This is a genomic window from Variovorax sp. PvP013, from assembly GCF_050435945.1.
GTDB lineage: Bacteria > Pseudomonadota > Gammaproteobacteria > Burkholderiales > Burkholderiaceae_C > Variovorax.
Genome location: NZ_JBNDLF010000003.1, coordinates 356,332 through 380,698, shown reverse-complemented (window position 1 = coordinate 380,698; position 24,367 = coordinate 356,332). Strand labels below are relative to the sequence as shown.

Sequence of the window (24,367 nt, the reverse complement as noted above, 5' to 3'; positions counted from 1 at the left end):
CGGTCGGGTCGGGCATTTTAGGCGGCGGCTTCCCGATGGAACGCCACGAAACAATCCCTGCTTTTCAGGGAGCACGAAGATGCGAATCGTTGGATGGATGCGTGAGGGCGACGCCGCCTCATGCGGTGGAACCGTGGCCGAGGGGTTGTCGACGGACGTTGCTTACGGCCGGGCGTTGACGTTCAGGGGTGCGCGGATGCAGTGCCGCAAGCCGGATTGCGTCATCGTGGGATACCGGGCCAGGACCATGATGGCCAACGGGCGCGAGATGGTCCATCACGGCCATCTGACGAGTGGTGGATGCTCGCTGCTATCGACGCTCAACGACATCGCCGGCGTGATGATCGATGCGGGCACGGTCGCCGCATTCGACGAAGCCGGGATGGATGCTGCAGGCAACGCATCGTCTGCCGACCTCGGAACGACTTCCCACGACGAGCAGGTGCAGTTCGGCAGTGCGGACGACGTGGCGCTCGCGGGGTTGCCGTATGTCGTCGAGACGGCCGGTGGTCGCACGCTGTCCGGGCGCGCCGATCGGAACGGCCTGCTGCCGCGCGTCGCGACTCCGAAGGAGGAAACCTACACCGTCTTCTGGGGCGACGAGGCACTCGCGCGGATGAACGGGAGCCAGGCATGAGTGGCGCCATCAAGCAGAAGCAGCAGGTGCGGACCACTGCCGTGAAGGATTCGGTCTGCAAGGTCGATGTGCCCGCCGTCACGTTCCAGCAACTCTGGAGTCATTACGTCACGGGCAATCCCCACGACGATCCGGCCTACGACAACCAGTGCGCGATCCGTCTGAGCGCGACGCTGCACAGCATCGGCATCGAGATGAAATCGTTTTCGCAGGCTTTGGTGAAGCCCGGGCCGGGCAAGACGAGCATCGGGCGCATCCTGCTCAACGGCAAGGCGACGGCGACGCGGGCGGATGAAATGGCGGCGTGGTTGAAGCTCCAGCCATTTTGCGGCCTGCCGGCACAACCCGAAGACATCACGGGTGCCAACTGGGAAGTCAAGGTTCGCGGCCGGACGGGAATCATCTTCTTCGGTGGCTATTGGCAGCGGGAAGGCGAAGTGGCGGGACAGGGATCAGGGGGACACATCGACCTTTGGAATGGCCAAGGAATGACCGGCTTCGGGAGCGGATTCCGAGCCCGGTGGAACATCGTCATTGCCGGCATTTGGTCAGACTTGAATGCGGCCAAGATCATCCTGTTCTTTCCTATCAAATGAAGATCATTCAAATCATTGCGGGCGCCGTTGCAAGCGGAATGATCGCTACGCTTCTTTGTTGGGGACTATTGATGCTTTATGCCAAATTCATATTGCATGGCGAAGGAAGCCTTTTCGACACCAATCCGAGTGCAGCAAACGCTTTTTTCATTGTTTGGGGTGTTGTGTCCCTGGTCTCCATGCTGATTGGCGCATCGATCACGATCCGTGCATTGGCCGCGCGAACTCAGTGAAGCGTCTCGACCCAACAATCACAGCGAAGAAGAAGCGTCCGAATTTTGTCGTTTGCAGATCAATGGCGATGTGGCGGGCACGCGTGCCTTGCTTTGCAACGGGCTTCTGACGCTGTTTACTAGAATCAAAAACGATTTTTTTGAATCATTCGAACCCTCGGCGGGAAAAAATTCTGTTCTTCGAGGTCCGATGATTCAACGCACGCTGTTCGATCTCGGTCTTGCGACGGGCGTCTGCTTCGATGTGATTCCCACGCTCTTGGAAAAAGCCTCAGGCATCTATCTGTGCAGGGAGTCTTGTCCGGGCTGGTTTCGCCTGTGTGCGATCCTGGTCTATCTGACGATGCCGATCCTTTGGGGCTTGGTCCTGGTATTCGCTTTTCGCAAGGCCGCGCGAAAACGAGGGTTGTTGCTTGTCTTGTTCCTTGCAGGGTCGGCGTTGTTGATGCTTGCGATGACTTGGGCTTCCTACCGTTTGCATTTGCGCTGATCGCGGCTGCAGAGGGTGCGACCGGTCCGTGACGTGGACCGTGCGCTTTGGATTTAGAGTTGTCGCCATGAGCACATCCCTCACCCCCATCCCCGCCACCCTCATTCCCGGCGACGGCATCGGCCCGGAGATCGTCGATGCGACGCTCGCCGCGCTCGACGCCCTGGGCGCGCCCTTCGCCTGGGACCGCCAGATCGCCGGCCTGGGTGGCGTGCAGGCCGCCGGCGACCCGCTGCCCGCGGCCACGCTCGAGAGCATCCGCCGCACCCGGCTGGCGCTGAAGGGGCCGCTGGAGACGCCCTCGGGCGGCGGCTACCGCTCGTCGAACGTGCGGCTGCGCGAGGAATTCCAGCTCTACGCCAACCTGCGCCCGGCGCTGACCATCATCCCCGGCGGGCGCTTCGACAACATCGACCTGATGGTGGTGCGCGAGAACCTGGAGGGCCTCTACATCGGCCACGAGCACTACGTGCGCATCGACGACGACCCGCACGCCGTGGGCATGGCCACCGGCATCAACACCCGCCAGGGCTGCCGCCGCCTGCTGGAATACGCCTTCGAGACCGCCATCGCCACCGGCCGGAAGAAGGTGACGCTGGTGCACAAGGCCAACATCATGAAGGTGCTGACCGGCCTGTTCCTGGAGACCGGCCTGCGGCTCTACGAGGAGAAGTACAAGGGCAGGTTCGAGCTCGACACCATCATCGTGGACGCCTGCGCGATGAAGCTGGTGCTCGACCCGTGGCAGTTCGACATGCTGGTCACCACCAACCTGTTCGGCGACATCCTCAGCGACCTGGTGGCCGGGCTGGTCGGCGGCCTGGGCATGGCGCCGGGGGCCAACATCGGCACCGACGCGGCGATCTTCGAGGCCGTGCACGGCTCGGCGCCCGACATCGCCGGCAAGGGCGTCGCCAACCCGACGGCGATCCTGCTGGCCGCGGCCCTGATGCTCGACCACGTGCGGCTGCCGGAGCTGGCCACGCGCCTGCGCCGCGCCATCGACCAGACGCTCAACGTCGATCAGGTGCGCACCGGCGACCTGCGCGGCAAGGCGACCACGGCCGAGTTCACGCGCGCGCTGGTGGCCCGCATCACCAACGGCTGAGGCGCGCGCACCGATGGACACGCTCCCGCCCCCCGTCATCCACACCGCCCTGGGTTCCGCGCTGGCGACGCTGTCGCTGCTGGAGACGCGCGTGCTCGGCGTGCTGATCGAGAAGCAGCGCACCGTGCCCGACAGCTACCCGCTCACGCTCAACGCGCTGGTCGCGGGCTGCAACCAGAAGACCAGCCGCAACCCGGTGCTCGAGGTCACCGACGCCGAGGCGCAGGCCGCGCTCGACAGCCTCCGGGGCCGCAGCCTGGTCGGCGAGACCAGCGGCGGGCGCACCTTCCGCTACTCGCACAACCTCGACCGCGTGCTCAAGCTGCCCTCGCAGTCGACCATCCTGCTGGCCGTGCTGATGCTGCGCGGCCCGCAGACGGCCGGCGAGCTGCGCATCGCCTGCGACCGCATGCACAACTTCGCCGACATCTCGGCGGTCGAGGGCTTCCTCGACGAGATGGCCGAGCGTCCGGCCGGCGCGCTGGTGGCCAAGCTCGCGCGGCTGCCCGGCGCGCGCGAGGGGCGCTGGGCGCAGCTGCTCGCCGGCGCGCCGAGCGAGGACCTCGCGCCGGCGCGCGGTGCGGAGGCCGGCGGCGGCGGCGGCGCGGGGGCCCATGGCGGCGCCGGCGCCGACCTGGCGCTGGGCGAGGTCGCCGCGCTGAAGTCGAACGTGGCGCGGCTGGAGGCCGAGGTGGCGGCCCTGCGCACCCTGCTGGCGCGCGTGTGCGACGAACTCGGGATCGCGTCGGCCTGAGGCGGCCGGCCGGCTCCGCGAACGGCACCGACGCATGCGGATCCTGTTCGTCCACGGCATGGGGCGCAGCCCGCTCTCGGGCTGGCCCCTGCTGGCGGCGCTGCGCCGCGTGGGTTTTGGCACCGCCACCTTCGGCTACATGACGAGCCTGGAGGACGCCGATGGCATCGTCGAACGGCTGGCTTCGCGGTTGGTCGCGCTGGGCGCGCGGGGCGAGCACGCCGTGATCGGCCATTCGCTGGGTGGCGTGCTGCTGCGCGGGGCCATCGCGCGGTTGCCGGAAGGCGCCGCGCGGCCGCGCCACCTGTTCCTGCTGGGCTCGCCGGTCGGCGCGGCGCGGCTGGCCGTGCGGCTGCGGAGCCGGCCGACGTACCGCCTGCTCACGCGCGACTGCGGGCAGATGCTGGCCTCGCCGGCACGCATGGCGGCGATCGGCTGGCCGGCCATGCCGGTCACCAGCGTGGTCGGCACGCGTGGCTGGTCGGGGCCGCGCAGCCCCTTCGGCTTAGAGGTCAACGATGGCGTCGTGGCGCTGTCGGAGGTGGCGGCCGACCGGGTCACCGACCAGGTCCGCCTGCCGGTCGTCCATACGCTGCTGCCGGCCAGCGCGCGCGTGGCCGACATCGTCCTCGCGCGGCTGGGCGCGCCGGGCGCCACCCGCACAAGACTGTGATCCCCAGAGGACTTGGGTAGCGCACTAGACTGTCGGCCACTCTGGAGTTTGAACACATGTCAGTCACGCAAGCGGCGCTCCTGGATGCGCTCGCGTCCGTCCTCGATCCCCACACGTCCAAGTCCTTCGTCGCCGCCCGCGCGGTGAAGAACGTGCAGATCACCGAGGGCGACGTCGCCTTCGACGTCGAGCTGGGCTATCCGGCGAAGAGCCAGCACGCGGCCCTGCGCCGCGCCTTCGTCGCCGCGGCGCGCACCGTGCCGGGCGTGGACAACGTCTCGGTCAACGTCGTCACCCGGGTCGCCAGCCATGCCGTGCAGCGTGGCGTGCAGTTGCTGCCGGGCGTGAAGAACATCGTCGCCGTGGCCTCCGGCAAGGGCGGCGTGGGCAAGAGCACCACCGCCGCCAACCTGGCGCTGGCGCTGGCCGCCGAGGGCGCCACCGTCGGCCTGCTCGACGCCGACATCTACGGCCCGAGCCAGCCCATGATGATGGGCGTCTCCGGCCAGCCCGAAAGCACCGACGGCAAGATCATGCAGCCGCTCCTCGCCCACGGCGTGCAGGTGATGTCGATCGGCTTCCTGGTCGACGCCGACCAGGCGCTGATCTGGCGCGGTCCGATGGCCACGCAGGCGCTGGAGCAGCTGCTGCGCCAGACCGCCTGGAAGGACCTGGACTACCTGATCGTCGACATGCCCCCGGGCACCGGCGACATCCAGCTCACCCTGAGCCAGCGCGTGCCCATGACCGGCGCGGTGATCGTCACCACGCCGCAGGACATCGCGCTGCTCGACGCCAAGAAGGGCATCCGCATGTTCGAGAAGGTCGGCGTGCCGATCCTGGGCATCGTGGAGAACATGGCGGTGCACGTGTGCACCAACTGCGGCCACGTCGAGCACATCTTCGGCGCCGAGGGCGGCAAGAAGATGGCGGCCGAGTACAGGATGGACTACCTCGGCGCGCTGCCCCTGGCCATGAACATCCGCCTGCAGGCCGACAGCGGCACGCCCACCGTGGTCGCCGAGCCCGACGGCGAGATCGCCGGCATCTACAAGGACGTGGCGCGGCGCGTGGCCGTCAGCATCGCGGAGAAGTCGAAGGACTTCTCGGCCAAGTTCCCGACCATCATGGTGAGCAAGGACACCTGAGGGGCCGGCCGGTTCTGCCGATGCGAACGGACTTGCCATGACGAACGCGGTCGACCCGACGCCCCTGTCCAACGCCGTCGCGCGTCTGGCCGAAGGGCTGGAGCGCTACCTGCGCGATGTCTCCGACACCCAGATCCGCGACGGCCTGATCCAGCGCTTCGAGTTCACCTACGAACTCAGCCACCGGATGCTCAAGCGCTTCCTGGAGAGCGTGTCGGCATCGCCTGGCGAGTACGACGCCGCCGACTTCCAGTACCTCGTCCGCTCGGGCAACGAACAGGGATTGCTCCTGCGTGATTGGTCCGTCTGGCGCACCTACCGCGACATGCGCGCCAAGACCAGCCATACCCATGACGAGAAGATCGCGATCGAGGTCGTCAAGGGCATCGCGCCATTCCTGGAGGAAGCGCGATTCCTGCTCGGGCGCATCGGCGATCCCCTTCATCCATGAACGCGATGCCGTCCATCGACATCGAGCCGCGGCACTGGGACATCGTCCGCGACATCCTGCTGCGGCGCGTGCCGACGCACGAGGTGTGGGCGTTCGGTTCCAGGGTCAACGGAACGGCGCGGAAATACTCGGACCTCGATCTGTGCGTGGTGACGCGGCAGCCGCTGGACCTGAGCCTGCGGGCGATCCTCGCCAAGGATTTCGCCGAGTCCGACCTGCCCTGGAAGGTGGACGTGGTGGACTGGGCGACCACCAGCGAGGCGTTCCGGAAGATCATCGAGAGCGACAGGGTCGTGCTGCAACGGCCATGACCGGTCGGCAGGCACATGTTTCCTCATCCTTGCAAATCGATCGGCGAGTGATCGATTTGCAAGGATGTCGTGCATGGATCGGCAAAGTGCCATGGTGCTCCCATCGACCCTTGTCCAGTTGAAGATCCTTGCCATGCCCGCCGATTCCATCCTCCCCCCCCTCACCCGACTTTCCGTACACGTCCACGGCGAAGCCGGCCTGCCGCCCGAAGGCATGCGGCGCGAGGATACGCTCGCCGCCGAGGTGCCCGTCGCGCTGGTCTTCAACGGCATCTCGCACGCCGTGATGATGGCCACGCCGCAGGACCTGGAGGACTTCGCGCTCGGCTTCGCGCTCAGCGAGGGCATCCTCGACGCGGCCGCTGACTGCCGCGGCGTCGAGGTCGAGGCCGTCCCCGCCGCCGACGCCGGCCTGCCCGAGGGCGTCCCCGGCGTCGAGGTGCGCCTGGAGATCTCCACCCGCAGTTTCGAGCGCCTGAAGGGCCGCCGCCGCAGCATCGCCGGACGCACCGGCTGCGGCATCTGCGGCGTCGAGAGCTTCGCCGCGCTCGACATCGCGCCGCAGCGCGTGCCCTCGCGCGACTGGATCGGGCGCATCGACGCCGCCACCGTGCTGCGCGCCTTCGCCGACCTGCCCGCGCGCCAGACGCTCAACGCCCGGGCCGGCGCCATCCACGCCGCCGGCTGGGCCACGGTCGAGGGCGAACTCGTCGACGTGCTGGAGGACGTGGGCCGCCACAACGCGCTCGACAAGCTGCTCGGGCGCCTCGCGCGGATGGATCGCCTGCGGGAGCCCGGCTTCGTCCTGATGTCGAGCCGGGGCAGCCACGAACTGGTGCGCAAATGCGCCCGGCTGGGCATCGCCGCGATGGCGACCATCTCGGCGCCGACCGCCATGGGCGTGCGCATGGCCGAGCTCTGCGGCGTGCGCTTCTGGGGCCTGTGCCGGGCGCCGCGCGCGGTGCTCTACGCCGACAGGCTGCCCGGCGAAGGCGCGTCGGACGACTGAGCGTCCGGTGCCGACGCCAGCGCCAGCACCGCCTCGGCCGCCGCGTCGATCCCCGCGTCCGTCAGGTCCGCCGCCGCCACCGGCCGGCGCCGCGCCCAGGCCTTGAAGTGGCGCGCCTGCGAGGCCTCGTAGTGCGGGTCGTAGTGCAGCGACATCAGCTCGGCGAAGAGCCTCGGCAGGTCGGCCTCGTGCGCCCATTGCTGCCAGCGCGCGACGGTCTCCTTGCCCTGCAGCTCCTTGAGCGCGCCCATCTTCTCGGCCAGGCCGGCGCGGTCGTCGCCCAGGTAGGCGTAGTCGCGCAGCAGGTAGTCCAGCCGCGCGGCGGGCGTGGCGGCGATCTCGATGCAGGCGGCCTCGCGCATGCGCGCGACCAGCGGCACGGGCACCGACAGCCGGCCGATGCGCGCGCTCTCGCCCTCCACGTACAGCGGGCGCGCGAGGTCCAGCGACTCCAGCACCGTCGCGATGCGCGTCTCGAAGGCCTTCTGCGACGGCTGCGGGATGCCCGGCAGGTTGCCCAGCAGCGAGCCCTTGTGGCGCGCGAAGTCCTCCAGGTCGAGCACCTGCTCGCCGCGCGCGGCCAGCGCCTGCAGCACGCGCGTCTTGGCGCTGCCGGTGGCGCCGCACAGCACGCGCAGGTCCAGGCGCGGGGAGAGCGTCTCGATCCGTTCCAGGACGTGGTGGCGGAAGCCCTTGTAGCCGCCGGCGAGCTGCTGCGCGTCCCAGCCCACCAGCCGCAGCCAGGCCACCATCGAACCGCTGCGCAGCCCGCCGCGCCAGCAGTAGACCAGCGGGCGCCACTTGATGGGCCGCTCGGCCAGCGGGCCGTGCAGGTGGCGCGCGAGGTTGGCCGCGACCATCGCGCCGCCCACGCGCCGGGCCTCGAACGCGCCCTGCTGCTTGTAGAGCGTGCCGACGACGACGCGCTCCGCGTCGTCGAGCACCGGCAGGTTGATGGCGCCGGGGATGTGGTCGAGCGCGAACTCGGCCGGGGTGCGGGCGTCGATCACGACGTCGAAGCCGGCGATGTCCTTGACGCGGACGGGTTGGCGGTGGGAGTTCATGGGATCGGATGCGAAAGGAGGTCGGATCAGGCGTAGGCGGGGCCGAGGCCGCGCCGCAGCCGGGCGCTGGCGGCATCGACCACGGCGACGATCGCGAACATCGCGATCAGCACCGTCATGGCCTGGGCTTGCTGGAAGATCGACAGGTGGAAGTAGAGCAGCTGCCCGAGCCCGCCGCCGCCGACGAAGCCCAGCACCGCCGCCATGCGGATGTTCATCTCCCAGCGATAGAGCGTGTAGGCGACCCACTGCGGCAGCGCCAGCGGCAGGCTGGCGTAGGCGAAGGCCGCGACCGGCCCGGCGCCCGACAGGGCCAATGCCGCCTCGGGTTCGGGCGGCACGTTCTCCAGCGTCTCGCCGAACAGCCGGCCGAGCACGCCGGTGGTGTGCAGCGCCAGGGCCAGCGCGCCGGCGAAGGGGCCGATGCCGGCGGCCAGCACCATCACGGCGGCCCACACCAGCTCGGGCACGCTGCGCAGCAGGTTGAGCCCGAAGCGCGCCGCACCGCGCGCGGCCGGGCCGGCGCGGCCCGAGGCCGGCAGCGCCAGCAGCGCGCCGGCGAGGGCGGCCAGCAGCGTGCCGAGCGCCGACACCGCCAATGTCTGCAGGGCGCCGACACCGACCTTGCGCAGGAACGCGGGCGTCAGGTCCGGCGGGAAGAACTCGGCGACGAAGCGCCCCATGTGGCCCAGCGACTCCGCCGACAGCAGCGCGCCGAAGCCCAGTCCCAGGTAGGCGAAGCTGGCCACCACCGCCGCCAGCACCGCCGCCAGCACCAGGCGGCAGCGCAGGCACGGCGCCGGGCGCCCGGGCAGCGGGCGCGAGCGGACGGGAGCGGGTGGCGGAGCGTTCATGCCAGCAGACGGCGCAGCGCGCCGCTCAGGCCGTCGGCCAGCAGCACCAGGGCCAGGAACACCAGCAGGATGCTGCTGGCCTCGCCGCCGTTGAGCATCTTCATCGACTGGTCCATCAGCTGGCCCAGACCGCCGGCGCCGACGAAGCCCATCACCACCGAGGCGCGCACCGCGCACTCCCAGCGGTAGACGGTGTACGACACCAGTTCCTGTGCGGTGTTGGGCAGGAGGCCATAGCACAGCGCCGCGAGCCGGCCGCCGCCGCCTTCGAGCAGGGCGCGCGCCGGCCGGGTGTCGGTCGATTCGAGGATCTCGGCATACACCTTGCCGAGCATGCCGCCGTAGGTGATGGCCAGCGCCAGCACGCCGGCGGCCGGCCCCAGGCCGAGCGCGCGCACGAACAGCAGCGCCCAGACGATCTCCGGAATCGCCCGCAGCCCCATCAGCAGCAGGCGCACCGCCTGACGCAGCAGCGCGCCGCGCCGCCGCCCCGGCCCCGGCCCGATGCGCGAGACCGACAGCGCGCGCGTGCCCAGGACCGCCAGCGGCGCGCCGATGGCGAAGGCCAACGCGATGCCGGCGGTGGCCATGGCCAGGGTCTCCAGCGTGGCGCGAGCGAGCAGGCGCAGGAAGTCCGGCGCCGTCGCCGGTGGCAGGAAGCCGGCGAGGAAGCCGCCGAGCACCGCCAGGCTGCCGCGGTCGAACAGCCGCCAGGGCTGGAATTCCGACAGCGCCAGCATCGGCCAGGCGACGACCAGCGCGGCGAGCGTGGCCACCAGCCGGCGGCGCGCCTGCGGATCGGCATGCGGCACGCGCCCGGCGGGGCGCGCGTGGGAGGCGGCGGGCGCGTTCAACGGCAGACCGGCGGATGGCGCCGGGCCGGACCGGCGGTGCCCGGGGTGCCGGAGGCCGTCGCCGGCGAGGGCGCCGTTGCCGCCGGTCCCGCGTCGCCCGGCGGCGCCTGCGTGGCCGGCCCGCCCTCGCTGGCGTAGAGCGCCTCCAGCAGCGCCGGCGTGACCTCGGCGGCCGGCCGGTCGAAGGCCAGCGCGCCGTCGCGCAGGCCGACGATGCGCGGGAACCAGCGCAGCGCCAGGTCGACCGCGTGCAGCGACGCCACCAGCGTCGCGCCGGTGGATTCGGCCTGCGCGACCAGGGCGCCGAGCGTGGCGTCGGCCAGGGTCGGGTCGAGCGCGGAGACCGGCTCGTCGGCCAGCAGCAGGTCCGGCCGCTGGTAGAGCGCGCGGGCCACGCCCACGCGCTGGAGCTGTCCGCCGGAGAGCCGGTCGCAGCGCTCGAACAGGCGCTCCTCCAGCCCCAGGCGCGACAGCACCTCGTGCGCGCCCTCGATGTCCGACGGATGCACCAGCGAGCGCAGCGCGCGCGCGGTCGACCAGCGGCCCAGCCGGCCCGACAGCACCGCCGTCACCACCCGCAGGCGCGGCGCGATCGGCGGCGCCTGGTGCACGGTGCCGATGCGCCCGCGCAGCGCCCTGAGCGCCCCGGCCGACAGTCCCCAGGGTTCGTCGCCGAACAGCTGCACGGCGCCCTCGGCCGGCCGCAGCGCCGCGCCCAGCACGCGCAGCAGGGTCGTCTTGCCCGCGCCCGACGGCCCGATCACCGCGACGCGTCCGCCCGCCGCCGCCGCGAGCGACAGCGCGGCCAGCGCGCGCTGGCCGTTCGGATGCACCACGCCGACGGCGTCGAGCCGGAAGCCCATGGATCGGCCCGCGTGGCGCCTACTTCACCAGGCCGGCGGACTTGGCGGCGGCCTCGATGCCGTCGTAGTTCGACGACTTCGTCGGGATGAACCTGCTGGCGCGCTGCAGCGCCATGATGTCCTTCTGCGCCGGGTCGGCCGGATCGAGCTTGAGGAAGGCGTCGGTCAGCTTCTTGCGCAGCGCCGGGTCCATGCCGGGGCGCACGGTCCAGTTGTAGTCGTAGTAGGTCGGCGTGGTGGCCAGCACGCGGACCTTGGCGGCGTTCGGATTCTTCGACTCGACCAGCTTGTCCCAGACCGAGGCGTTGAGCACGCCGGCCTCGGCGCGCGAGGCGGCGACGAAGGCCACCGTGGCGTCGTGGGCGCCGGAGAAGGCCACGCTCTTGAAGTCCTTCTCGGGGTCGATGCCGGCCTGCAGCAGGAAGTAGCGCGGCATCAGGCTGCCGGAGGTCGACGACGGCGCGCCGAAGGCGAAGGTCCTGCCCTTGAGGTCGGCCAGCGACTTGGCGGGGCTGTCGACGGGAACGATGAACTTGCTGGTGAAGACCTCGTCCTCGGCGCGCTGGACAATCGGCACGGCGCCGCCCTGGGTGCGGATGCGCGCCTGCACGTAGGTGAAGCCGCCCAGCCAGGCCAGGTCGATCTTGTTGGTCGCCAGGCCCTCGACCACGGCGGCGTAGTCGGTCACGGGCGTGAACTGCACGTCCATGCCGGTTTCCTTCTTCAGGTAGTCGCCCAGCGGCGTGAACTTGCGCTGCAGTTCGGTCGGCGCCTCGTCGGGGATGGCCGAGACGCGCAGCACGCCCTGGGCCAGCGCGCCGGCGGCGGCGAAGCTGAGGACGAGGGCCGCGGCCAGGCGGCCGAGGAGCGGGGAGCGGAGGGCGGCGAGGGGCATCGGAAAGGCACTCTGGCAGATGAGGTGGACGGATCGAGGGCGCGGGAGGCGCAAGGAGGCCGCATTGTAGGAAGCGGGTCCGCGCCCGGCGGCGCGCCGGGCTATGGCCGCGCGCAGCTGCGGAAGCCCGCGAACACGTCGCTGCGCTCCTCGGGGAAGAAGTTGCGGTAGCGCGGATGCCGCAGCCACGGCGCGGTCGCGAAGGAGCCGCCGCGCAGCACGCGCCGGCCGTCGAACCAGGGTTGCGAGTAGTCGCGGTAGGGGTGCGGCGCGAAGCCGGGATAGGGCGCGAAGGCGCTGGCGGTCCATTCCCAGACCTCGCCCCAGGCGAAGCCGTCGGCCGGCGTCGCCAGCGTGGCGGCGGTCTCCCACTCGGCCTCGGTCGGCAGGCGGCGGCCGGCCCACCGGCACCAGGCTTCGGCCTCGTGCGTGGTGAGGTGGCAGGCGGGCGCGGCCGGATCGAGCGGCCGCCAGCGGCCGAAGGTCTCGCGCTCCCAGCCGTGCGCCCCGCGCCGCAGGTGCGCGGGCGCGGTAGCGCCGACGCGGCGCAGCCAGTCGCGCCCGGCCGGCGTCCAGGCGGCGGCGTCGGCATAGCCCCCGGCCTCGACGAACGGCAGGAAGTCGGCCCAGGCCACCGGCGCGCGGTCGATGGCGAAGGCGTCCAGGTCGATCTCGTGCGCGCCCAGCTCGTTGTCGAAGGCGAAGCCCGGCGCCGTCGTGCCGATGCGCCGCCGGCCCGCCGGTACCCGCCAGTCGCCCGTGGCCACGGCCGTGGGCCGTGCCCCGGGGCCGGACCGCTGCATCGCCGGTCCCAGGTCGAGCCCCAGCCGCTGGGCCATGAAATGCCAGGCCTCGCAATGCATGGCCTCGTGGAACAGCGCCAGCCGGAAGAAGTAGAGCGCGCGGTCGGAGGACCCGCTCGCGCGCAGCAGCGCCAGCGTGGACGCGCGCACGGCGTCGAGGTAGGCCCGCGTGGCGTCGACGTCGGGCAGCGCGAGGTGCCAGCGGGTGGCGTGCGCCACGGCCGAGGAGTCGTAGAACGCGTCGGCGCCCTCGAGCACCGAGGCCGTGCGCGCGGCGAGCGGGTCGGCCTCCGCGCCCGACGACCGGTCGGTGTTGCGCGCCACCCAGACCTCCTCGAACCAGCCGACGTGGCCCAGCTCCCACAGCGGCAGGTTGACCGCCGCGTCCCGGGCGATGCGCAGGCCCTGCGGCCCGAGCGCGGCGCGGAACCCCTCGAACAGCGCCAGCAGCCGCGCCCGCCCGGCGGTCAGCGCGGCCTCGATGGCGGCCGGTCCGGCGTGCCGCATCGCCTCGCCGGCCGCGCCGGTGGATGCGGTCCCGGCCGTGGCCCCGGTCGCGGCCCCACGCGCGCCCGGATTCGCATCCTTGGCTATAAGCTCGTCCATGAATCGCCCTTCGATCTGCATCGTCACGCCGGCCCTGGCCGATGCCAACAACGGCAACTGGCAGACGGCGCGGCGGTGGTCCCGGATGCTGGGCGGCGATTATCGGATCGACCTCGTCGAGCGCTGGGACGGCGCGCCGGCCGACGCCCTGATCGCCCTGCACGCGCTGCGCTCGGCCGACTCCGTCGCGCGCTGGGCCGAGGCCGCGCCGGGCCGCCCATTGGCCGTGGTGCTGACCGGCACCGACCTCTACCGCGACATCGGCCGGGACGCCGCCGCCGAACGCTCGCTGCGGCTGGCCGACCGGCTGGTGGTGCTGCACGAGCGCGCCGTCGCCGACCTGCCGCCGGCGTTCCGCGCCAAGGCCGTCGCCTGCTTCCAGTCGACGACCTCGCGCGCCACGCTGCCCAAGCCGCGGCGCCACCTGCGCGCGGTCATGGTCGGTCACCTGCGCGCCGAGAAGGCGCCACAGACCTACTTCGCCGCCGCGCGCCGGCTGGCCGGGCGCCCGGACATCCGGCTCGACCACGTCGGCGCCGCGCTCGATCCGGCGCTCGGCCGCGCGGCGCAGGCGCTGCAGGCCGAGCAGCCGACCTACCGCTGGCTCGGCGCCCGGTCGCACGCCGAGGCGCGCCGCCGCATCCAGGCCGCGCACGTGCTGGTGCATCCGAGCCTGATGGAGGGCGGCGCCCACGTCGTGATGGAGGCCGTGCGCAGCGGCACGCCGGTGCTGGCCAGCCGCATCGCCGGCAACGTCGGCATGCTGGGGGCCGACTACGCCGGCTACTTCGAGCCCGGCGACGACGTCGGGCTGGCGGCCCTGCTCGCGGGCTGCCGCGACGACCGGGCGATACTCGATCGCCTGGCCGCGCAATGCGCGTTGCGCGCCCCCCTGTTCGACCCGGCCCGCGAGCGCGCGACCCTGCGCGCCCTGCTGGCCGCAATGCTGGAGACCTCTGCATGACGACCCCCACGCCCCCGGCGACCGCCGAGACGGCCTCCCCGACGACCCCGCGCGGCCCGCGCCTGACCTCGCTCTCCCACGGCGGCGGCTGCGGCTGCAAGATCGCGCCCGGCGTGCTCTCGGAGATTCTGCGCAACAGCGCCGGCGGCCTGATCCCGCCGGAGCTGATGGTGGGCATCGAGACCGCCGACGACGCCGCCGTCTACCGCCTCAACGACACCCAGGCGCTGATCGCCACCACCGACTTCTTCATGCCGATCGTGGACGACCCCTACGAGTTCGGCCGCATCGCCGCCACCAACGCCATCAGCGACGTCTACGCGATGGGCGGGCGACCGATCCTGGCGCTGGCCCTCGTCGCGATGCCGGTCAACCAGCTGCCGGTGGCCGTCATCGGCGAGATCGTGCGCGGCGGCCAGGACGTCTGCCGCGCCGCCGGCATCCCGATCGCGGGCGGCCACACCATCGACTCGGTCGAGCCGATTTACGGCCTGGTCGCGCTCGGCCTGGTGCATCCCGACCGCGTGCGGCGCAACGCCGACGCCCGGCCCGGCGACGCGCTGGTGCTGGGCAAGCCGCTGGGCGTGGGCGTGCTCTCGGCGGCGCTCAAGCAGGAGCGGCTGTCGGAGGCCGGCTACCGGCGGATGATCGACACCACCACGCGCCTGAACACGCCCGGCATCGCGCTGGCGGCGCTCGACGGCGTGCACGCCCTGACCGACGTCACCGGCTTCGGCCTGGCCGGCCACGCGCTGGAGCTGGCGCGCGGCGCGGGCCTCTCGGCGGTGATCGAGTGGTCGAAGGTGCCGCTGATCGAGGAGGCCGAGGCGCTGGCGGCGGCGGGCTTCGTCACCGGCGCGTCGGGCCGCAACTGGAACGGCTACGGCGCCGAGGTGGCGTTGGCCGACGGCCTGCCGGCCACGGCGCGCGACCTGCTCACCGATCCGCAGACCTCCGGCGGGCTGCTGGTGAGCTGCGCGAGCGAGGCCGTGGACGAGGTGCTGGCGATCTTCCGCGCCGAGGGTTTCGCGCAGGCCGCCGTCGTCGGCCGCGTCGAGGCCGGCGCGGCGGGGCTGCGCGTCGAGGCCTGAGACCGTCGTCGGCCGACTTCCAGCGCGAACGACGCCGGTGGCAGAATCCGCCGACTCCGAATCCCGCCGAACGACATCCGTCGACGGCGTGCCGCGCCGTCTCATGGAACCCAACGACCTCGATCTCTGGCAACTGGTGGGGCAGCTCGATCCCGAGCCGATCTGCGTCTTCGACACCGGCTTCCGGCTGATCGCCTTCAACCGGGCCCACGACGACGAGTTCTTCCGCGTCAACGGCTTCCGCACGCGCATCGGCGACGTCTTCCCCGATCTCTTCGCCGGCGAGCAGGCGGGGCTCATGCGCAGCCTGATGGCGCGCGCGCTCGACGGCGAGGCCTTCACGGTGGTGGAGGCCTTCGGCCGGCCCGAGCGGGGCGTGCCGCAGTGGGAGCTCTCGTACACGCCGCTGCGCGACGCGACCGGCGCCGTCTTCGGCGCCTTCCACCGGGCGCGCGACCTGACCGCGCACACCCTGCGTTCGCGCATGCTCCTGAGCCTGGCCGACGCCCGGCGCGGCGCCGACGACGCCGACCTGCGCCAGGTCGTCGGCCGGCTCGACGACCGGCTGCGCGACCTCGACGACCCCGACACCATCGCCGCGCTGTGCGCGCAGGTGGTGGGCGAGACGCTCGACGTCGCCATCACCGGCTTCGGCACCATGCTCGCGGACGACGAGACGCTGGAGGTCACGCGCGGCTGGAGCGCCCCCGGGGCCGCCGACATCGCCGGGCGGCACCGGCTGCCGGCCTATGGCGATTTCGTCGACCTGCTGCGCCGGGGCCACGATTTCGTCGTCGGCGACATCGAGCTCGACCCGCGCACCGCCGCCACCCCGGCCGGCTGGCGCGCGCTGGGCGTGCGCTCGGCCGTCAACGTGCCGGTGCTCGAGGGCGGGCGCTACGTGGCGATGTTCTTCGTGCTGTGCCAGCGGGTGCGGCACTGGACGCCCTCGGAGCTGGGCTTCATCCGCAACGTGGCCGAACGCGCCCGGCTGAACATCGAACGCCGGCGCGCCGAGCACGACCTGCGCCGTTTCGCCGCGTCGCTGGAGCACCAGGTCGACGACCGGACGCGTGAACGCGACCGGCTCTGGGACACCAGCGTCGACCTGCTGGTGCATGGCGATTTCGACGGCACGATCTTCCGCCGCAGCCCCTCGTGGAGCCGCACCCTGGGCCACGATCCGGCGTTCCTGGCGGCGACGCCCTACCTGGAGCTGGTGCATCCGGACGACGTGGAAGGCGTGATCGCCAACATGCGCGTCCTGCGGCGCGAGGGCCGCGCCACCCGGCGCTCGACCCGCCTGCGGCACGTCGACGGCTCGTGGCGCACCATCGACTGGTCGCTCTCGCCCAACCCGGAAGGCGGCGGCTTCCACGCCGTGGGCCGCGACGTCACGGCCGGCCTCGAGGCCGAGGCGTCGCGGCACCACCTGGAGGAGCAGCTGCGCCAGTCGCAGAAGATGGAGGCCGTCGGCCAGCTCACCGGCGGGCTGGCGCACGACTTCAACAACCTGCTCGCCGGCATCATGGGCGCGCTGGAACTGATGCAGCGGCGCATCGCGCTCGGCCAGCTCACGGCCGAGTCGCAGGGCCGCTACATCGCCACCGCGCGCGGCGCGGCGACGCGCGCGGCCTCGCTCACGCACCGGCTGCTGGCCTTCTCGCGCCGCCAGCCGCTCGACCCGCGCCCGATCGACGTCGACGCGCGCATCGCCGACATGCGCGAGCTGGTGCAGCGCACCGTCGGGCCGACCATCGAGGTCGAGACGCCGCCCGCGCCGGGCCTGTGGACGGCCCTGCTGGACGGCCACCAGCTGGAGAACGCGATCCTCAACCTGTGCATCAACTCGCGCGACGCCATGCCCGGGGGCGGGCGCATCACCATCGCGGCGGCCAACCATGCGCTCGACGAGCGCACGGCCCGCGCGTGCGGACTGCCCGCCGGCGAGTACGTGTCGGTCAGCGTCGCGGACACCGGCGCGGGCATGTCCGACGACACCCGCACGCGCGCCTTCGAGCCCTTCTTCACGACCAAGCCGATGGGGCAGGGCACGGGGCTCGGGCTGTCGATGGTCTACGGCTTCGCGCAGCAGTCGGGCGGGCAGGCGCGCATCGAATCGCGGCCGGACCGCGGCACCACCGTGTCGCTGTACTTCCCGCGCCACGCCGGGCCGGGCGAGGCGCCCGAGGCGCCGGCCGATTCGAGCTACGGCGCCAACGAGCGCGCGGGCACGGTGCTGCTGGTGGAGGACGAGCCGTCGATGCGGCTGCTGATGGCCGAGGTGCTGCGCGAGCAGGGCCTGGAGGTGCGCGAGGCCGACCACGGCGCCGCCGGCCTGCGCATCCTGCAGTCGGATGCCGTCGTCGATCTGGTGGTGACCGACATCGGCCTGCCCGGCGGCATGAACGGGCGCCAGATGATCGAGGCGGCCCGGCCGTCGCGCCCGCACCTGAAGGTGCTCTACGTCACCGGCTATGCCGAGAGCGCCGTCGTCGGCGAGGGCCTGCTCACGCCCCACGACCAGCTGCTGACCAAGCCCTTCGCGCTCGACGCCTTCGCCGCGCGCGTCGGCGCCATGACCGGCCGGCGGTAGGAAGAAGAAGGCGGCAGGGGAGAAGGCGAGGGGCGGGAGGGAGAGGGAGTCGAACCCGCCCGGCGACGCGTGGCGCCACCCACCGGGTTTGAAGCCCGGCCGCCCCACCGGGGACGCTTCCCTCCCGTAGATCTATGGCACGGGTCGCCTGTCTGCAGTGTCCGCGCCGCCGAACAGCACCGTGTCGGGCCGCAGCAGGTGCTGGTCCTTCACGCGCCGCGTGTAGCCGATGCGGTCGAAGAACTCGAGCAGCTGGATCGCGCGCTTGCGGCCCAGGCCGGTCGCGTCGCGGAAACTCGCCGCCTGCAGGCCGGCCGGATTCTGCAGGCAATCGCGCGCCAGTGCCGCCAACCGCTCGATCGTCCCTGCGGGGTAGTAGAGATCCTTGACGACCTGGAAGGTCTGGCCGCGCCGCGCCAGGCTGGCGAGCGTCTGGCGCACCACGGGCTCGGTGGCGCCGCCGTCGCGGGCCAGGTCGCGCACCCAGGGCGGGTCGAAGCCGCCGTCGGCCAGCGCCGGCAGCAGCTTCTGCGCCAGGCGCTCCTCGGCGGCGCCGAGCACCGCCGCGTGCGCGGGCAGGTGCAGCCAGTGGCCGCTGCGCGCGATGCGGCCGTCCCGCAGCAAGGTCTCGATCGCGTGGCGCCACGGCGCGTCGTCCACGCGCGGCGCGGCCAGGCGCTTCAGGCGCCGCGCGTCGGGGCCGACCTCGTCGGGCGTCGCGCGATGGAAGGCGTCGAGCCGCTCGACGACATGCCCTTGCAGGGCCTCGGCGTGCGCGCCGGCGATGGCGGCGCGCTCCAGGCGCACCGCGTCGGCGGGCAGCGGCAGCAGCGCGTCGGGACGCAGCGCGAGGATGCGCGACAGCCGCGCGGTGTCGAGGCCGGCCGGCGTGGCGTCGAGCAGGGCGGCGACGCGCGCGGCCCGGTCGTCGACGCGCCAGGCCGCGAGCTGCGCCAGGCGCTGCGGCGTGCGCCGGTAGCGCACCGGCGCGAACGGATCGAGCACGCGCACGCCGGCGACGGTGCGCGTGGCCGAGGCGTCGCGCAGCACGCCGCGGTCGCCGTGCCAGGCGCTCAGCGGCTCGCGCAGCACCAGCTGGGCCAGGGCGGTCTCGCCCGGTGCCACCGCGTCGCGGTCGAGCAGGGCGACCGAGGCCAGGACGTCGCTCGCGCCCAGGTGCGCATGCACGGGCGTGCCCGAGCGCAGCGCGCGCGGCTCGCCGGGCCAGAGCGTCAGTTCGACGTCGATGCGCGAGGTCGCCAGCGCGATGCCGGGATCGCAGACCCACTGGCCGCGCCGCACCTCGTCCTTCGCCACGCCGGCCAGCGCCAGGGCGCAGCGCTGGCCGGCGTGCGCGCGCTCGGCCGGCATGTTCTGCGCGTGGATGCCGCGCACCCGCACCCGGCGCTCGCCGGGCATCAGCACCAGCTCGTCGCCGACGGCGACCCGCCCGGCCACCGCCGAGCCGGTCACCACCGTGCCGACGCCCGGGAGCGTGAAGGCGCGGTCCACCGCCATGCGGAAGGCCAGGGCCTCGTCCTGCGAACGCGTCTCGCGCGCCGCGTCGACCAGGTGCGCGCGCAGGGCGTCGAGCCCCTCGCCGGTGGTCGCCGACAGCGGGAAGACCGGCGCGCCGGCCAGCGGCGTCGGCGCCAGCAGGGCGTCGATCTCGGCGCGCACCCGCGCCAGCCGGGCGGGGCGCTCGGCGGCGTCGACGCGGTCGATCTTGGTCAGCGCGACGCTGCCGCGCGGCAGGCCCAGCAGCGCCATCACGGCCAGGTGCTCGCGCGTCTGCGGCATCACGCCGTCGTCGGCCGCCACCACCAGCAGCGCGTGGTCGATGCCGGTGGCGCCGGCGAGCATGGTGTGCAGCAGGCGCTCGTGGCCGGGCACGTCGACGAAGCCGAGCGTCGGTGCGTCGTCGTCCGCGCGCAGGTAGGCGTAGCCCAGCTCGATGGAGATGCCGCGGCGCTTCTCCTCGGGCAGGCGGTCGGTGTCGACGCCGGTGAGGGCGCGCACCAGCGTGGTCTTGCCGTGGTCGATGTGGCCGGCGGTGCCGATGATCACGCCAGGCGTTCCTTCAGGGCGCCCAGCTGGTCCGCGAAGGCGGCACGGTCGTGGTCCTCCAGGCAGCGCAGGTCGAGCAGCAGGCGGTCGTCGGCGATGCGGCCGATCACCGGGCGCGGCAGGCCGCGCAGCGCCGTGGCCAGGGCGTCGAGCGCGCCGCCCACGCCCTTGCGCGCGACGCCCGCCGGCGCCAGCGCCAGCCCGGCCGAGGCCAGGCGCTCGACCGGCAGCGAGCCCGAGCCGATCTGTCCCTGCAGCGCCATCACCTCGACCGTGAAGCGCGGCGCGACGGCGGCGGCGACCCGCGGCCGCAGCGCCTCGGCCGTCGCGACGATGGCCGCGACCGGCCGCGTCAGCAGGCGCAGCGTCGGCAGGTCGTGCACCAGGCGCTCGGGCCGCAGGTAGAGCGACAGCGTCGCCTCCAGTGCGGCCAGCGGCAGCTTGCTCATGCGCAGCGCGCGCTTGAGCGGGTACTGGCGGATGCGCCCGACGGCGGCCCTGCTGCCGACGATCAGCCCGGCCTGCGGGCCGCCGAGCAGCTTGTCGCCGGAGAAGGTGACGACGTCGCAGCCGGCGGCGATCATCTCCTGCGGCAGGGGCTCGCGCGGCAGGCCGTGGTGCGCCAGGTCGACCAGCGAGCCGCTGCCCAGGTCGGTGGCCAGCGGCACGCCGCGCGCGTGCGCGATCGGCGCCAGCACGGCCTCGCCGACGGCGGCGGTGAAGCCCTGGACCTCGTAGTTGCTGGTGTGCACCTTCATCACCAGCGCGGTGTGCTTGCCGATGGCGCGCTCGTAGTCGGCCGGGTGCGTGCGGTTGGTGGTGCCGACCTCGACCAGGCGCGCGCCGGCGGCGGCCATCACGTCGGGCATGCGGAAGGCCCCGCCGATCTCGACCAGCTCGCCGCGCGAGACGATCGCCTCGCGCCCGTGCGCCAAGGCGCCGATGGTCAGCAGCACGGCGGCGGCGTTGTTGTTGACCACCGTGGCGGCCTCGGCGCCGGTCAGGGTGCACAGCAGCTCCTCGACCAGCGAATCGCGGTCGCCCCGGCCGCCGGTCGCGAGGTCGTACTCGAGGTTGTTGGGCGCCGCCATCAGCGTCATGAGCCGCTGCAGGGCGGCGTCGGCCAGCACGGCGCGGCCGAGGTTGGTGTGGATGACGGTGCCGGTGAGGTTGAACACCGGCCGCATGCGCGGCGCGAGGCGCGCGTCGATGCGCGCGGCGAGGGCGGCGGCGAGCGCCTCGGGCGCGACCTCGGCGATGCCGAGCGCGCCGGCCAGGGCGCGAGTGCGCAGGACGTCGAGCAGGGCGCGGGCCTCGGTGGCGACGCGGGTGTGGCCGTGTTCGGCCAGCAGTCCGGGCACGCCGGGGGCGCGCAGCAGGCGATCGACGGACGGCAGATCCTGGGGTCTCGCCTGGGAGCCGTGGACCACGGACTCGTCGGGCGCCGCCATCAAACGTCCCCGCCGTCGCCGGTCGTCTCGGCGTCGCCGAAGAGCAGCATCAGGTTGTGGCCGCTGCGCTCGAAGCCGGCGTCGGCCACCAGCAGGTCCAGCGCCACGCTGGCCAGGTCGTCGGCCACGGGCTCGACCTCGTGGTCCTTCTCCATCGACACCAGCTTCAGGTAGTGGCCGCAGGTGTCGCAGCACTCGGCCCTGACGGCGCCGGCGCGTGCGCCGGTGGCGGGCGTCTCCACGCCCTCGTGCGCGGGGGCGAGCGCCTCGTAGTGGATGCCCTTGGTGCTCTCGCAGTGGGCGCACTTGACGCGCACGTAGTGCCACTGCGTGCCGCACAGCGCGCAGTGCAGGTAGCGGAAGCCGGCGTCGTCGGCGCCGATGCGGATGACCGAGGCCGTCGGCGGGCTGCCGCAGCACGGGCACTGGGTGGCGGGCTCGGTGTGGCCGAAGACGCGCTCGCCGTGGACGTCGGCGGTCTGCAGGGCCAGCTGGGTCCAGTAGACCTGCAGGCCGGCGGCGATCAGCGGCGCGGCGGCCAGGTCGAGGCCGAGGGTGTGGCGCTTGAGCAGGCGGTCGGCCTGGTCCTCGAGCCAGTCGTCGGCGCTGTCGATCGTGCGCTCGACGGTCGCGCGCGCCGGGCTGTCGGGCAGCCGGTCCTGCACCAGGCCGAGCAGGCGGCGCAGCCCGGCGCGCCAGAGCGGATCGCGCGGCCAGCCGAAGGCCGGCACCGGGGGCTTGAGCGCCTTGGCGGCGGCGGCGCAGGCCTCGCCGTCGGGCAGGGCGACGTCCGCGAAGTCCTGCAGCACCTGATGCTGGGCCGAGGCCAGGTCGGCGATGAACAGCAGGTAGTCGCGCATGGCGTGCGACGCGGCGAGTTGGCGCAGGCGCAGCTGCCGGTCGGAGAACACCAGCGCGCGCTGCGGCAGGCGCAGGAAGGGCATCTGCCGCCCGGCCTGCAGCGCGATCTCCTCGGCCGAGAGGACGCGCGTGGTGTAGGCCGGTCGCGGGGGGGCGGCACCCGGGGCGGTGCCGCCGGCGGAGGGACGGTCGTCGTGGTCGTTGCGGGTCATCGGGCGATTATTCGCCGCGCGTCATCTTCCGGTGCCACAGCGGGTGATTGAGCTTCGCCCAGCCCTCGGTCACCGTGCCGCGCGTCATGGCGCGCATCGTGCCCTTGATCCAGATCGCGGCGTAGATGTGCGTCATCACCGAGACCACCAGCACGAAGGCCGAAGCGGCATGCACCAGCACGGCGATGCGCCGCAGGGTGATCGGGAAGAAGTGCGCGAACCACGGACTCCAGAACATGAAGCCCGTGACCAGCAGCAGCAGCAGGCTGACGGCGAAGGCCCAGAACACCAGCTTCTGGCCGGCGTTGTACTTGCCCACGGCCGGCATGCCTTCCTTGTTGCCCTTGAGCATCTCCGGCGCCTTCACGAGCCACTCGCGGTCGGCGCGGTCGAGCACGTTCTCGCGCCACATCGTGAAGAACAGGAACGCGAAGCCCGCCACCATGCCCAGTCCGAAGAAGGGGTGCAGGATGCGCGTCCACTGGCCGCCGCCGAAGAAGGCGGTGAAGAAGAACAGCGAGGGATGGAAGAACGCCAGGCCCGAGAGCGCGGCGGCGATGAACATGAGCACCACGTACCAGTGGTTCATGCGCGTGGCGTCGCGGTAGCGGCGCAGGTAGCGGACGGTCGACATCGCGGGGCTCCTGGTTCAGACGCGGGGCGGCGGGGACGCGGGATCGTGCGCCGTCCGCACGGGCGGCACGGACGACGGCGGTGCCTGGCCCGGGGTCGGCGGCGCCTCGATGATCTCGGCCTTGACGCCGTGGCCGTCCTCGTCCTCGTCGCTGGCGCCTTCCTTGGCCTCCACCGGGCCGACCTTCATGTAGTGGAAGAAGCTGCCCACCACCGTGCCGACCATCGCCAGCACCGCCAGCGGCTTGGCCACGCCCTTCCACAGCGACACCAGCGGGCTGATGTGCGGATCCTGGGGCAGGTTGCTGTAGAGGCCGGGGCGGTCGGCGTGCTGCAGCACGTACATGACGTGCGTGCCGCCGACGCCGGCCGGGTCGTAGGTGCCGGCGTTCTTGAAGCCGCGCTCCTTGAGGTCGACGATGCGCTCGTCGGCGTACTGGTGCATGGCCTCCTTGGTGCCGAAGTGGATGGCGCCGGTCGGGCAGGCCTTCACGCAGGCCGGCTCCAGGCCCACGGTGACGCGGTCGGAGCACAGCGAGCACTTGTAGGCGCGGTTGTCGGTCTTGCTGATGCGCGGCACGTTGAACGGGCAGCCCGTCACGCAGTTGCCGCAGCCCACGCAGTTCTCGCTGATGAAGTCGACGATGCCGTTGCTGTACTTGACGATGGCGCCGGGCGCCGGGCAGGCCTTGAGGCAGCCCGGGTCCTCGCAGTGCATGCAGCCGTCCTTGCGGATCAGCCATTCGAGGTGGCCGGGCTCGGGCTCGACCTCCGCGAAGCGCATCACCGTCCAGGAGTCCGGCGTCAGGTCGTTGGGGTTGTTGTAGGTGCCGGTGTTGACACCCACCTCGTCGCGCAGGTCGTTCCACTGCATGCACGCCACCTGGCAGGCCTTGCAGCCGATGCAGGCGGACACGTCGATCAGCTTGGCGACCTCCTGCACCTGCGGGCGGTGGCGGGCGTCGGGCGGCTGCACGGTGGTGGCCGAGCGCGCCGCGATGTCGAGGGACTGGAGTGATGACATCTCAGAGGGCCTTTTCAGAAATGCCGTGGAACCGGCTTTGCCGGGCCACCGGCATTGCCCCCTGCAAGGGGGTTGGCGAAGCGACACGCAGTGCGCGAAGACTGGGGGTGTGCTTCATT

The 24,367-nt window shown here is 72.4% G+C and carries 25 protein-coding genes and 1 tRNA gene; 14 read left to right on the top strand and 12 right to left on the bottom strand.

The annotated features are described in order from the left end of the window. Positions 1 to 79 precede the first annotated feature (79 nt). The 11 genes from ABID77_RS12135 (at position 80) to fdhD (ending at position 7,410) form a co-directional block, all read left to right on the top strand. A complete protein-coding gene (locus ABID77_RS12135) occupies positions 80 to 637 on the top strand; it encodes a PAAR domain-containing protein (protein ID WP_429595747.1) in 558 nt (185 codons plus the stop codon). Continuing rightward, positions 634 to 1,233, top strand: coding sequence for a type VI secretion system amidase effector protein Tae4 (locus ABID77_RS12130; RefSeq protein WP_429595745.1), 600 nt, complete (start codon positions 634 to 636; stop codon positions 1,231 to 1,233). The genes ABID77_RS12135 and ABID77_RS12130 overlap by 4 nt, the downstream gene beginning before the upstream one ends. Beyond that, positions 1,230 to 1,466: a hypothetical protein gene (locus tag ABID77_RS12125; protein WP_429595742.1), complete on the top strand. Its 237-nt coding sequence runs from the start codon at positions 1,230 to 1,232 to the stop codon at positions 1,464 to 1,466. The genes ABID77_RS12130 and ABID77_RS12125 overlap by 4 nt, the downstream gene beginning before the upstream one ends. Then, positions 1,441 to 1,956 (top strand): hypothetical protein, encoded by a 516-nt coding sequence (locus ABID77_RS12120; protein WP_429595739.1) that lies wholly within the window; start codon positions 1,441 to 1,443, stop codon positions 1,954 to 1,956. The genes ABID77_RS12125 and ABID77_RS12120 overlap by 26 nt, the downstream gene beginning before the upstream one ends. A 67-nt stretch (positions 1,957 to 2,023) precedes the next feature. Beyond that, positions 2,024 to 3,064 (top strand): isocitrate/isopropylmalate dehydrogenase family protein, encoded by a 1,041-nt coding sequence (locus ABID77_RS12115; protein WP_429595736.1) that lies wholly within the window; start codon positions 2,024 to 2,026, stop codon positions 3,062 to 3,064. 13 nt (positions 3,065 to 3,077) lie between these two features. Continuing rightward, on the top strand, positions 3,078 to 3,818 hold the full coding sequence (locus ABID77_RS12110) for a YceH family protein (RefSeq protein WP_429595733.1): 741 nt from the start codon (positions 3,078 to 3,080) through the stop codon (positions 3,816 to 3,818). A gap of 34 nt (positions 3,819 to 3,852) precedes the next feature. Next, positions 3,853 to 4,491, top strand: a complete 639-nt coding sequence (locus ABID77_RS12105) for an esterase/lipase family protein (RefSeq protein ID WP_429595730.1) — start codon at positions 3,853 to 3,855, stop codon at positions 4,489 to 4,491. Between the two features lie 56 nt (positions 4,492 to 4,547). Beyond that, entirely contained in the window at positions 4,548 to 5,639 is a 1,092-nt protein-coding gene (gene apbC / locus ABID77_RS12100; protein WP_429595727.1) for an iron-sulfur cluster carrier protein ApbC, read from the top strand. A gap of 37 nt (positions 5,640 to 5,676) precedes the next feature. Continuing rightward, positions 5,677 to 6,090: an HI0074 family nucleotidyltransferase substrate-binding subunit gene (locus tag ABID77_RS12095; RefSeq protein WP_429595725.1), complete on the top strand. Its 414-nt coding sequence runs from the start codon at positions 5,677 to 5,679 to the stop codon at positions 6,088 to 6,090. Beyond that, the gene (locus ABID77_RS12090; protein WP_429595722.1) at positions 6,087 to 6,401 is read left to right on the top strand and encodes a nucleotidyltransferase family protein; all 315 of its coding nucleotides are present in this window, start codon (positions 6,087 to 6,089) and stop codon (positions 6,399 to 6,401) included. The genes ABID77_RS12095 and ABID77_RS12090 overlap by 4 nt, the downstream gene beginning before the upstream one ends. Positions 6,402 to 6,534: 133 nt before the next feature. Continuing rightward, positions 6,535 to 7,410 carry a formate dehydrogenase accessory sulfurtransferase FdhD gene (gene fdhD / locus ABID77_RS12085; RefSeq protein ID WP_429595719.1) on the top strand — a complete coding sequence of 292 codons (876 nt, stop codon included), beginning with the start codon at positions 6,535 to 6,537 and terminating at the stop codon, positions 7,408 to 7,410. On the opposite strand, the gene mnmH is transcribed toward fdhD, so the two are convergent. The 6 genes from mnmH to senA all read right to left on the bottom strand — a co-directional run bounded on the left by mnmH (position 7,368) and on the right by senA (position 13,349). Further along, positions 7,368 to 8,474 carry a tRNA 2-selenouridine(34) synthase MnmH gene (mnmH, locus tag ABID77_RS12080; protein ID WP_429595716.1) on the bottom strand — a complete coding sequence of 369 codons (1,107 nt, stop codon included), beginning with the start codon at positions 8,472 to 8,474 and terminating at the stop codon, positions 7,368 to 7,370. The genes fdhD and mnmH overlap by 43 nt on opposite strands. Before the next feature lie 26 nt (positions 8,475 to 8,500). Further along, complete coding sequence (gene phnE / locus ABID77_RS12075; protein WP_429595713.1) at positions 8,501 to 9,328, bottom strand: phosphonate ABC transporter, permease protein PhnE; 828 nt, start codon at positions 9,326 to 9,328, stop codon at positions 8,501 to 8,503. Then, positions 9,325 to 10,182, bottom strand: coding sequence for a PhnE/PtxC family ABC transporter permease (locus tag ABID77_RS12070; RefSeq protein ID WP_429595710.1), 858 nt, complete (start codon positions 10,180 to 10,182; stop codon positions 9,325 to 9,327). Before ABID77_RS12070 ends, phnE begins: the two co-directional genes overlap by 4 nt. Continuing rightward, positions 10,179 to 11,045 carry a phosphonate ABC transporter ATP-binding protein gene (locus ABID77_RS12065; protein ID WP_429595707.1) on the bottom strand — a complete coding sequence of 289 codons (867 nt, stop codon included), beginning with the start codon at positions 11,043 to 11,045 and terminating at the stop codon, positions 10,179 to 10,181. Before ABID77_RS12065 ends, ABID77_RS12070 begins: the two co-directional genes overlap by 4 nt. A gap of 19 nt (positions 11,046 to 11,064) precedes the next feature. Beyond that, entirely contained in the window at positions 11,065 to 11,940 is an 876-nt protein-coding gene (locus tag ABID77_RS12060) for a putative selenate ABC transporter substrate-binding protein (RefSeq protein WP_429595704.1), read from the bottom strand. A 101-nt stretch (positions 11,941 to 12,041) separates the two neighbouring features. Continuing rightward, entirely contained in the window at positions 12,042 to 13,349 is a 1,308-nt protein-coding gene (gene senA / locus ABID77_RS12055; RefSeq protein ID WP_429595701.1) for a selenoneine synthase SenA, read from the bottom strand. Here senA and senB point away from each other — a divergent pair. From senB to ABID77_RS12040, 3 genes are all read left to right on the top strand, one after another. Continuing rightward, positions 13,348 to 14,313, top strand: coding sequence for a selenoneine biosynthesis selenosugar synthase SenB (gene senB, locus ABID77_RS12050; RefSeq protein ID WP_429595698.1), 966 nt, complete (start codon positions 13,348 to 13,350; stop codon positions 14,311 to 14,313). The two genes, senA and senB, sit on opposite strands and share 2 nt — an antisense overlap. Beyond that, positions 14,310 to 15,404: a selenide, water dikinase SelD gene (gene selD / locus ABID77_RS12045; RefSeq protein WP_429595695.1), complete on the top strand. Its 1,095-nt coding sequence runs from the start codon at positions 14,310 to 14,312 to the stop codon at positions 15,402 to 15,404. Before senB ends, selD begins: the two co-directional genes overlap by 4 nt. Positions 15,405 to 15,507: 103 nt before the next feature. Next, entirely contained in the window at positions 15,508 to 18,000 is a 2,493-nt protein-coding gene (locus ABID77_RS12040) for an ATP-binding protein (protein WP_429595692.1), read from the top strand. Positions 18,001 to 18,033: 33 nt separating this feature from the next. Here ABID77_RS12040 and ABID77_RS12035 read toward each other — a convergent pair. From ABID77_RS12035 to fdxH, 6 genes are all read right to left on the bottom strand, one after another. Then, a tRNA-Sec gene (locus ABID77_RS12035) sits at positions 18,034 to 18,126 on the bottom strand. Positions 18,127 to 18,132: 6 nt separating this feature from the next. Further along, a complete protein-coding gene (gene selB, locus ABID77_RS12030) occupies positions 18,133 to 20,067 on the bottom strand; it encodes a selenocysteine-specific translation elongation factor (RefSeq protein WP_429595688.1) in 1,935 nt (644 codons plus the stop codon). Further along, positions 20,064 to 21,518, bottom strand: a complete 1,455-nt coding sequence (gene selA, locus ABID77_RS12025; protein ID WP_429595685.1) for an L-seryl-tRNA(Sec) selenium transferase — start codon at positions 21,516 to 21,518, stop codon at positions 20,064 to 20,066. Before selA ends, selB begins: the two co-directional genes overlap by 4 nt. Then, positions 21,518 to 22,591, bottom strand: a complete 1,074-nt coding sequence (gene fdhE, locus ABID77_RS12020) for a formate dehydrogenase accessory protein FdhE (RefSeq protein WP_429595682.1) — start codon at positions 22,589 to 22,591, stop codon at positions 21,518 to 21,520. Before fdhE ends, selA begins: the two co-directional genes overlap by 1 nt. 7 nt (positions 22,592 to 22,598) lie before the next feature. Beyond that, positions 22,599 to 23,225 (bottom strand): formate dehydrogenase subunit gamma, encoded by a 627-nt coding sequence (locus tag ABID77_RS12015; protein ID WP_429595679.1) that lies wholly within the window; start codon positions 23,223 to 23,225, stop codon positions 22,599 to 22,601. A 15-nt stretch (positions 23,226 to 23,240) separates the two neighbouring features. Beyond that, the gene (gene fdxH, locus ABID77_RS12010) at positions 23,241 to 24,248 is read right to left on the bottom strand and encodes a formate dehydrogenase subunit beta (protein WP_429595676.1); all 1,008 of its coding nucleotides are present in this window, start codon (positions 24,246 to 24,248) and stop codon (positions 23,241 to 23,243) included. Positions 24,249 to 24,367: the final 119 nt, after the last annotated feature.

Coding starts and splice junctions, on each gene's coding strand:
- selA (WP_429595685.1), bottom strand. CDS start 21,518: ATGGCGGCGCCCGACGAGTCCGTGGTCCACGGCTCCCAGGCGAGACCC.
- senB (WP_429595698.1), top strand. CDS start 13,348: ATGAATCGCCCTTCGATCTGCATCGTCACGCCGGCCCTGGCCGATGCC.
- ABID77_RS12095 (WP_429595725.1), top strand. CDS start 5,677: ATGACGAACGCGGTCGACCCGACGCCCCTGTCCAACGCCGTCGCGCGT.
- fdhE (WP_429595682.1), bottom strand. CDS start 22,591: ATGACCCGCAACGACCACGACGACCGTCCCTCCGCCGGCGGCACCGCC.
- apbC (WP_429595727.1), top strand. CDS start 4,548: ATGTCAGTCACGCAAGCGGCGCTCCTGGATGCGCTCGCGTCCGTCCTC.
- selD (WP_429595695.1), top strand. CDS start 14,310: ATGACGACCCCCACGCCCCCGGCGACCGCCGAGACGGCCTCCCCGACG.
- ABID77_RS12060 (WP_429595704.1), bottom strand. CDS start 11,940: ATGCCCCTCGCCGCCCTCCGCTCCCCGCTCCTCGGCCGCCTGGCCGCG.
- fdxH (WP_429595676.1), bottom strand. CDS start 24,248: ATGTCATCACTCCAGTCCCTCGACATCGCGGCGCGCTCGGCCACCACC.
- ABID77_RS12125 (WP_429595742.1), top strand. CDS start 1,230: ATGAAGATCATTCAAATCATTGCGGGCGCCGTTGCAAGCGGAATGATC.
- ABID77_RS12090 (WP_429595722.1), top strand. CDS start 6,087: ATGAACGCGATGCCGTCCATCGACATCGAGCCGCGGCACTGGGACATC.
- fdhD (WP_429595719.1), top strand. CDS start 6,535: ATGCCCGCCGATTCCATCCTCCCCCCCCTCACCCGACTTTCCGTACAC.
- ABID77_RS12130 (WP_429595745.1), top strand. CDS start 634: ATGAGTGGCGCCATCAAGCAGAAGCAGCAGGTGCGGACCACTGCCGTG.
- phnE (WP_429595713.1), bottom strand. CDS start 9,328: ATGAACGCTCCGCCACCCGCTCCCGTCCGCTCGCGCCCGCTGCCCGGG.
- mnmH (WP_429595716.1), bottom strand. CDS start 8,474: ATGAACTCCCACCGCCAACCCGTCCGCGTCAAGGACATCGCCGGCTTC.
- ABID77_RS12115 (WP_429595736.1), top strand. CDS start 2,024: ATGAGCACATCCCTCACCCCCATCCCCGCCACCCTCATTCCCGGCGAC.
- ABID77_RS12040 (WP_429595692.1), top strand. CDS start 15,508: ATGGAACCCAACGACCTCGATCTCTGGCAACTGGTGGGGCAGCTCGAT.
- ABID77_RS12135 (WP_429595747.1), top strand. CDS start 80: ATGCGAATCGTTGGATGGATGCGTGAGGGCGACGCCGCCTCATGCGGT.
- ABID77_RS12110 (WP_429595733.1), top strand. CDS start 3,078: ATGGACACGCTCCCGCCCCCCGTCATCCACACCGCCCTGGGTTCCGCG.
- senA (WP_429595701.1), bottom strand. CDS start 13,349: ATGGACGAGCTTATAGCCAAGGATGCGAATCCGGGCGCGCGTGGGGCC.
- ABID77_RS12065 (WP_429595707.1), bottom strand. CDS start 11,045: ATGGGCTTCCGGCTCGACGCCGTCGGCGTGGTGCATCCGAACGGCCAG.
- ABID77_RS12105 (WP_429595730.1), top strand. CDS start 3,853: ATGCGGATCCTGTTCGTCCACGGCATGGGGCGCAGCCCGCTCTCGGGC.
- ABID77_RS12015 (WP_429595679.1), bottom strand. CDS start 23,225: ATGTCGACCGTCCGCTACCTGCGCCGCTACCGCGACGCCACGCGCATG.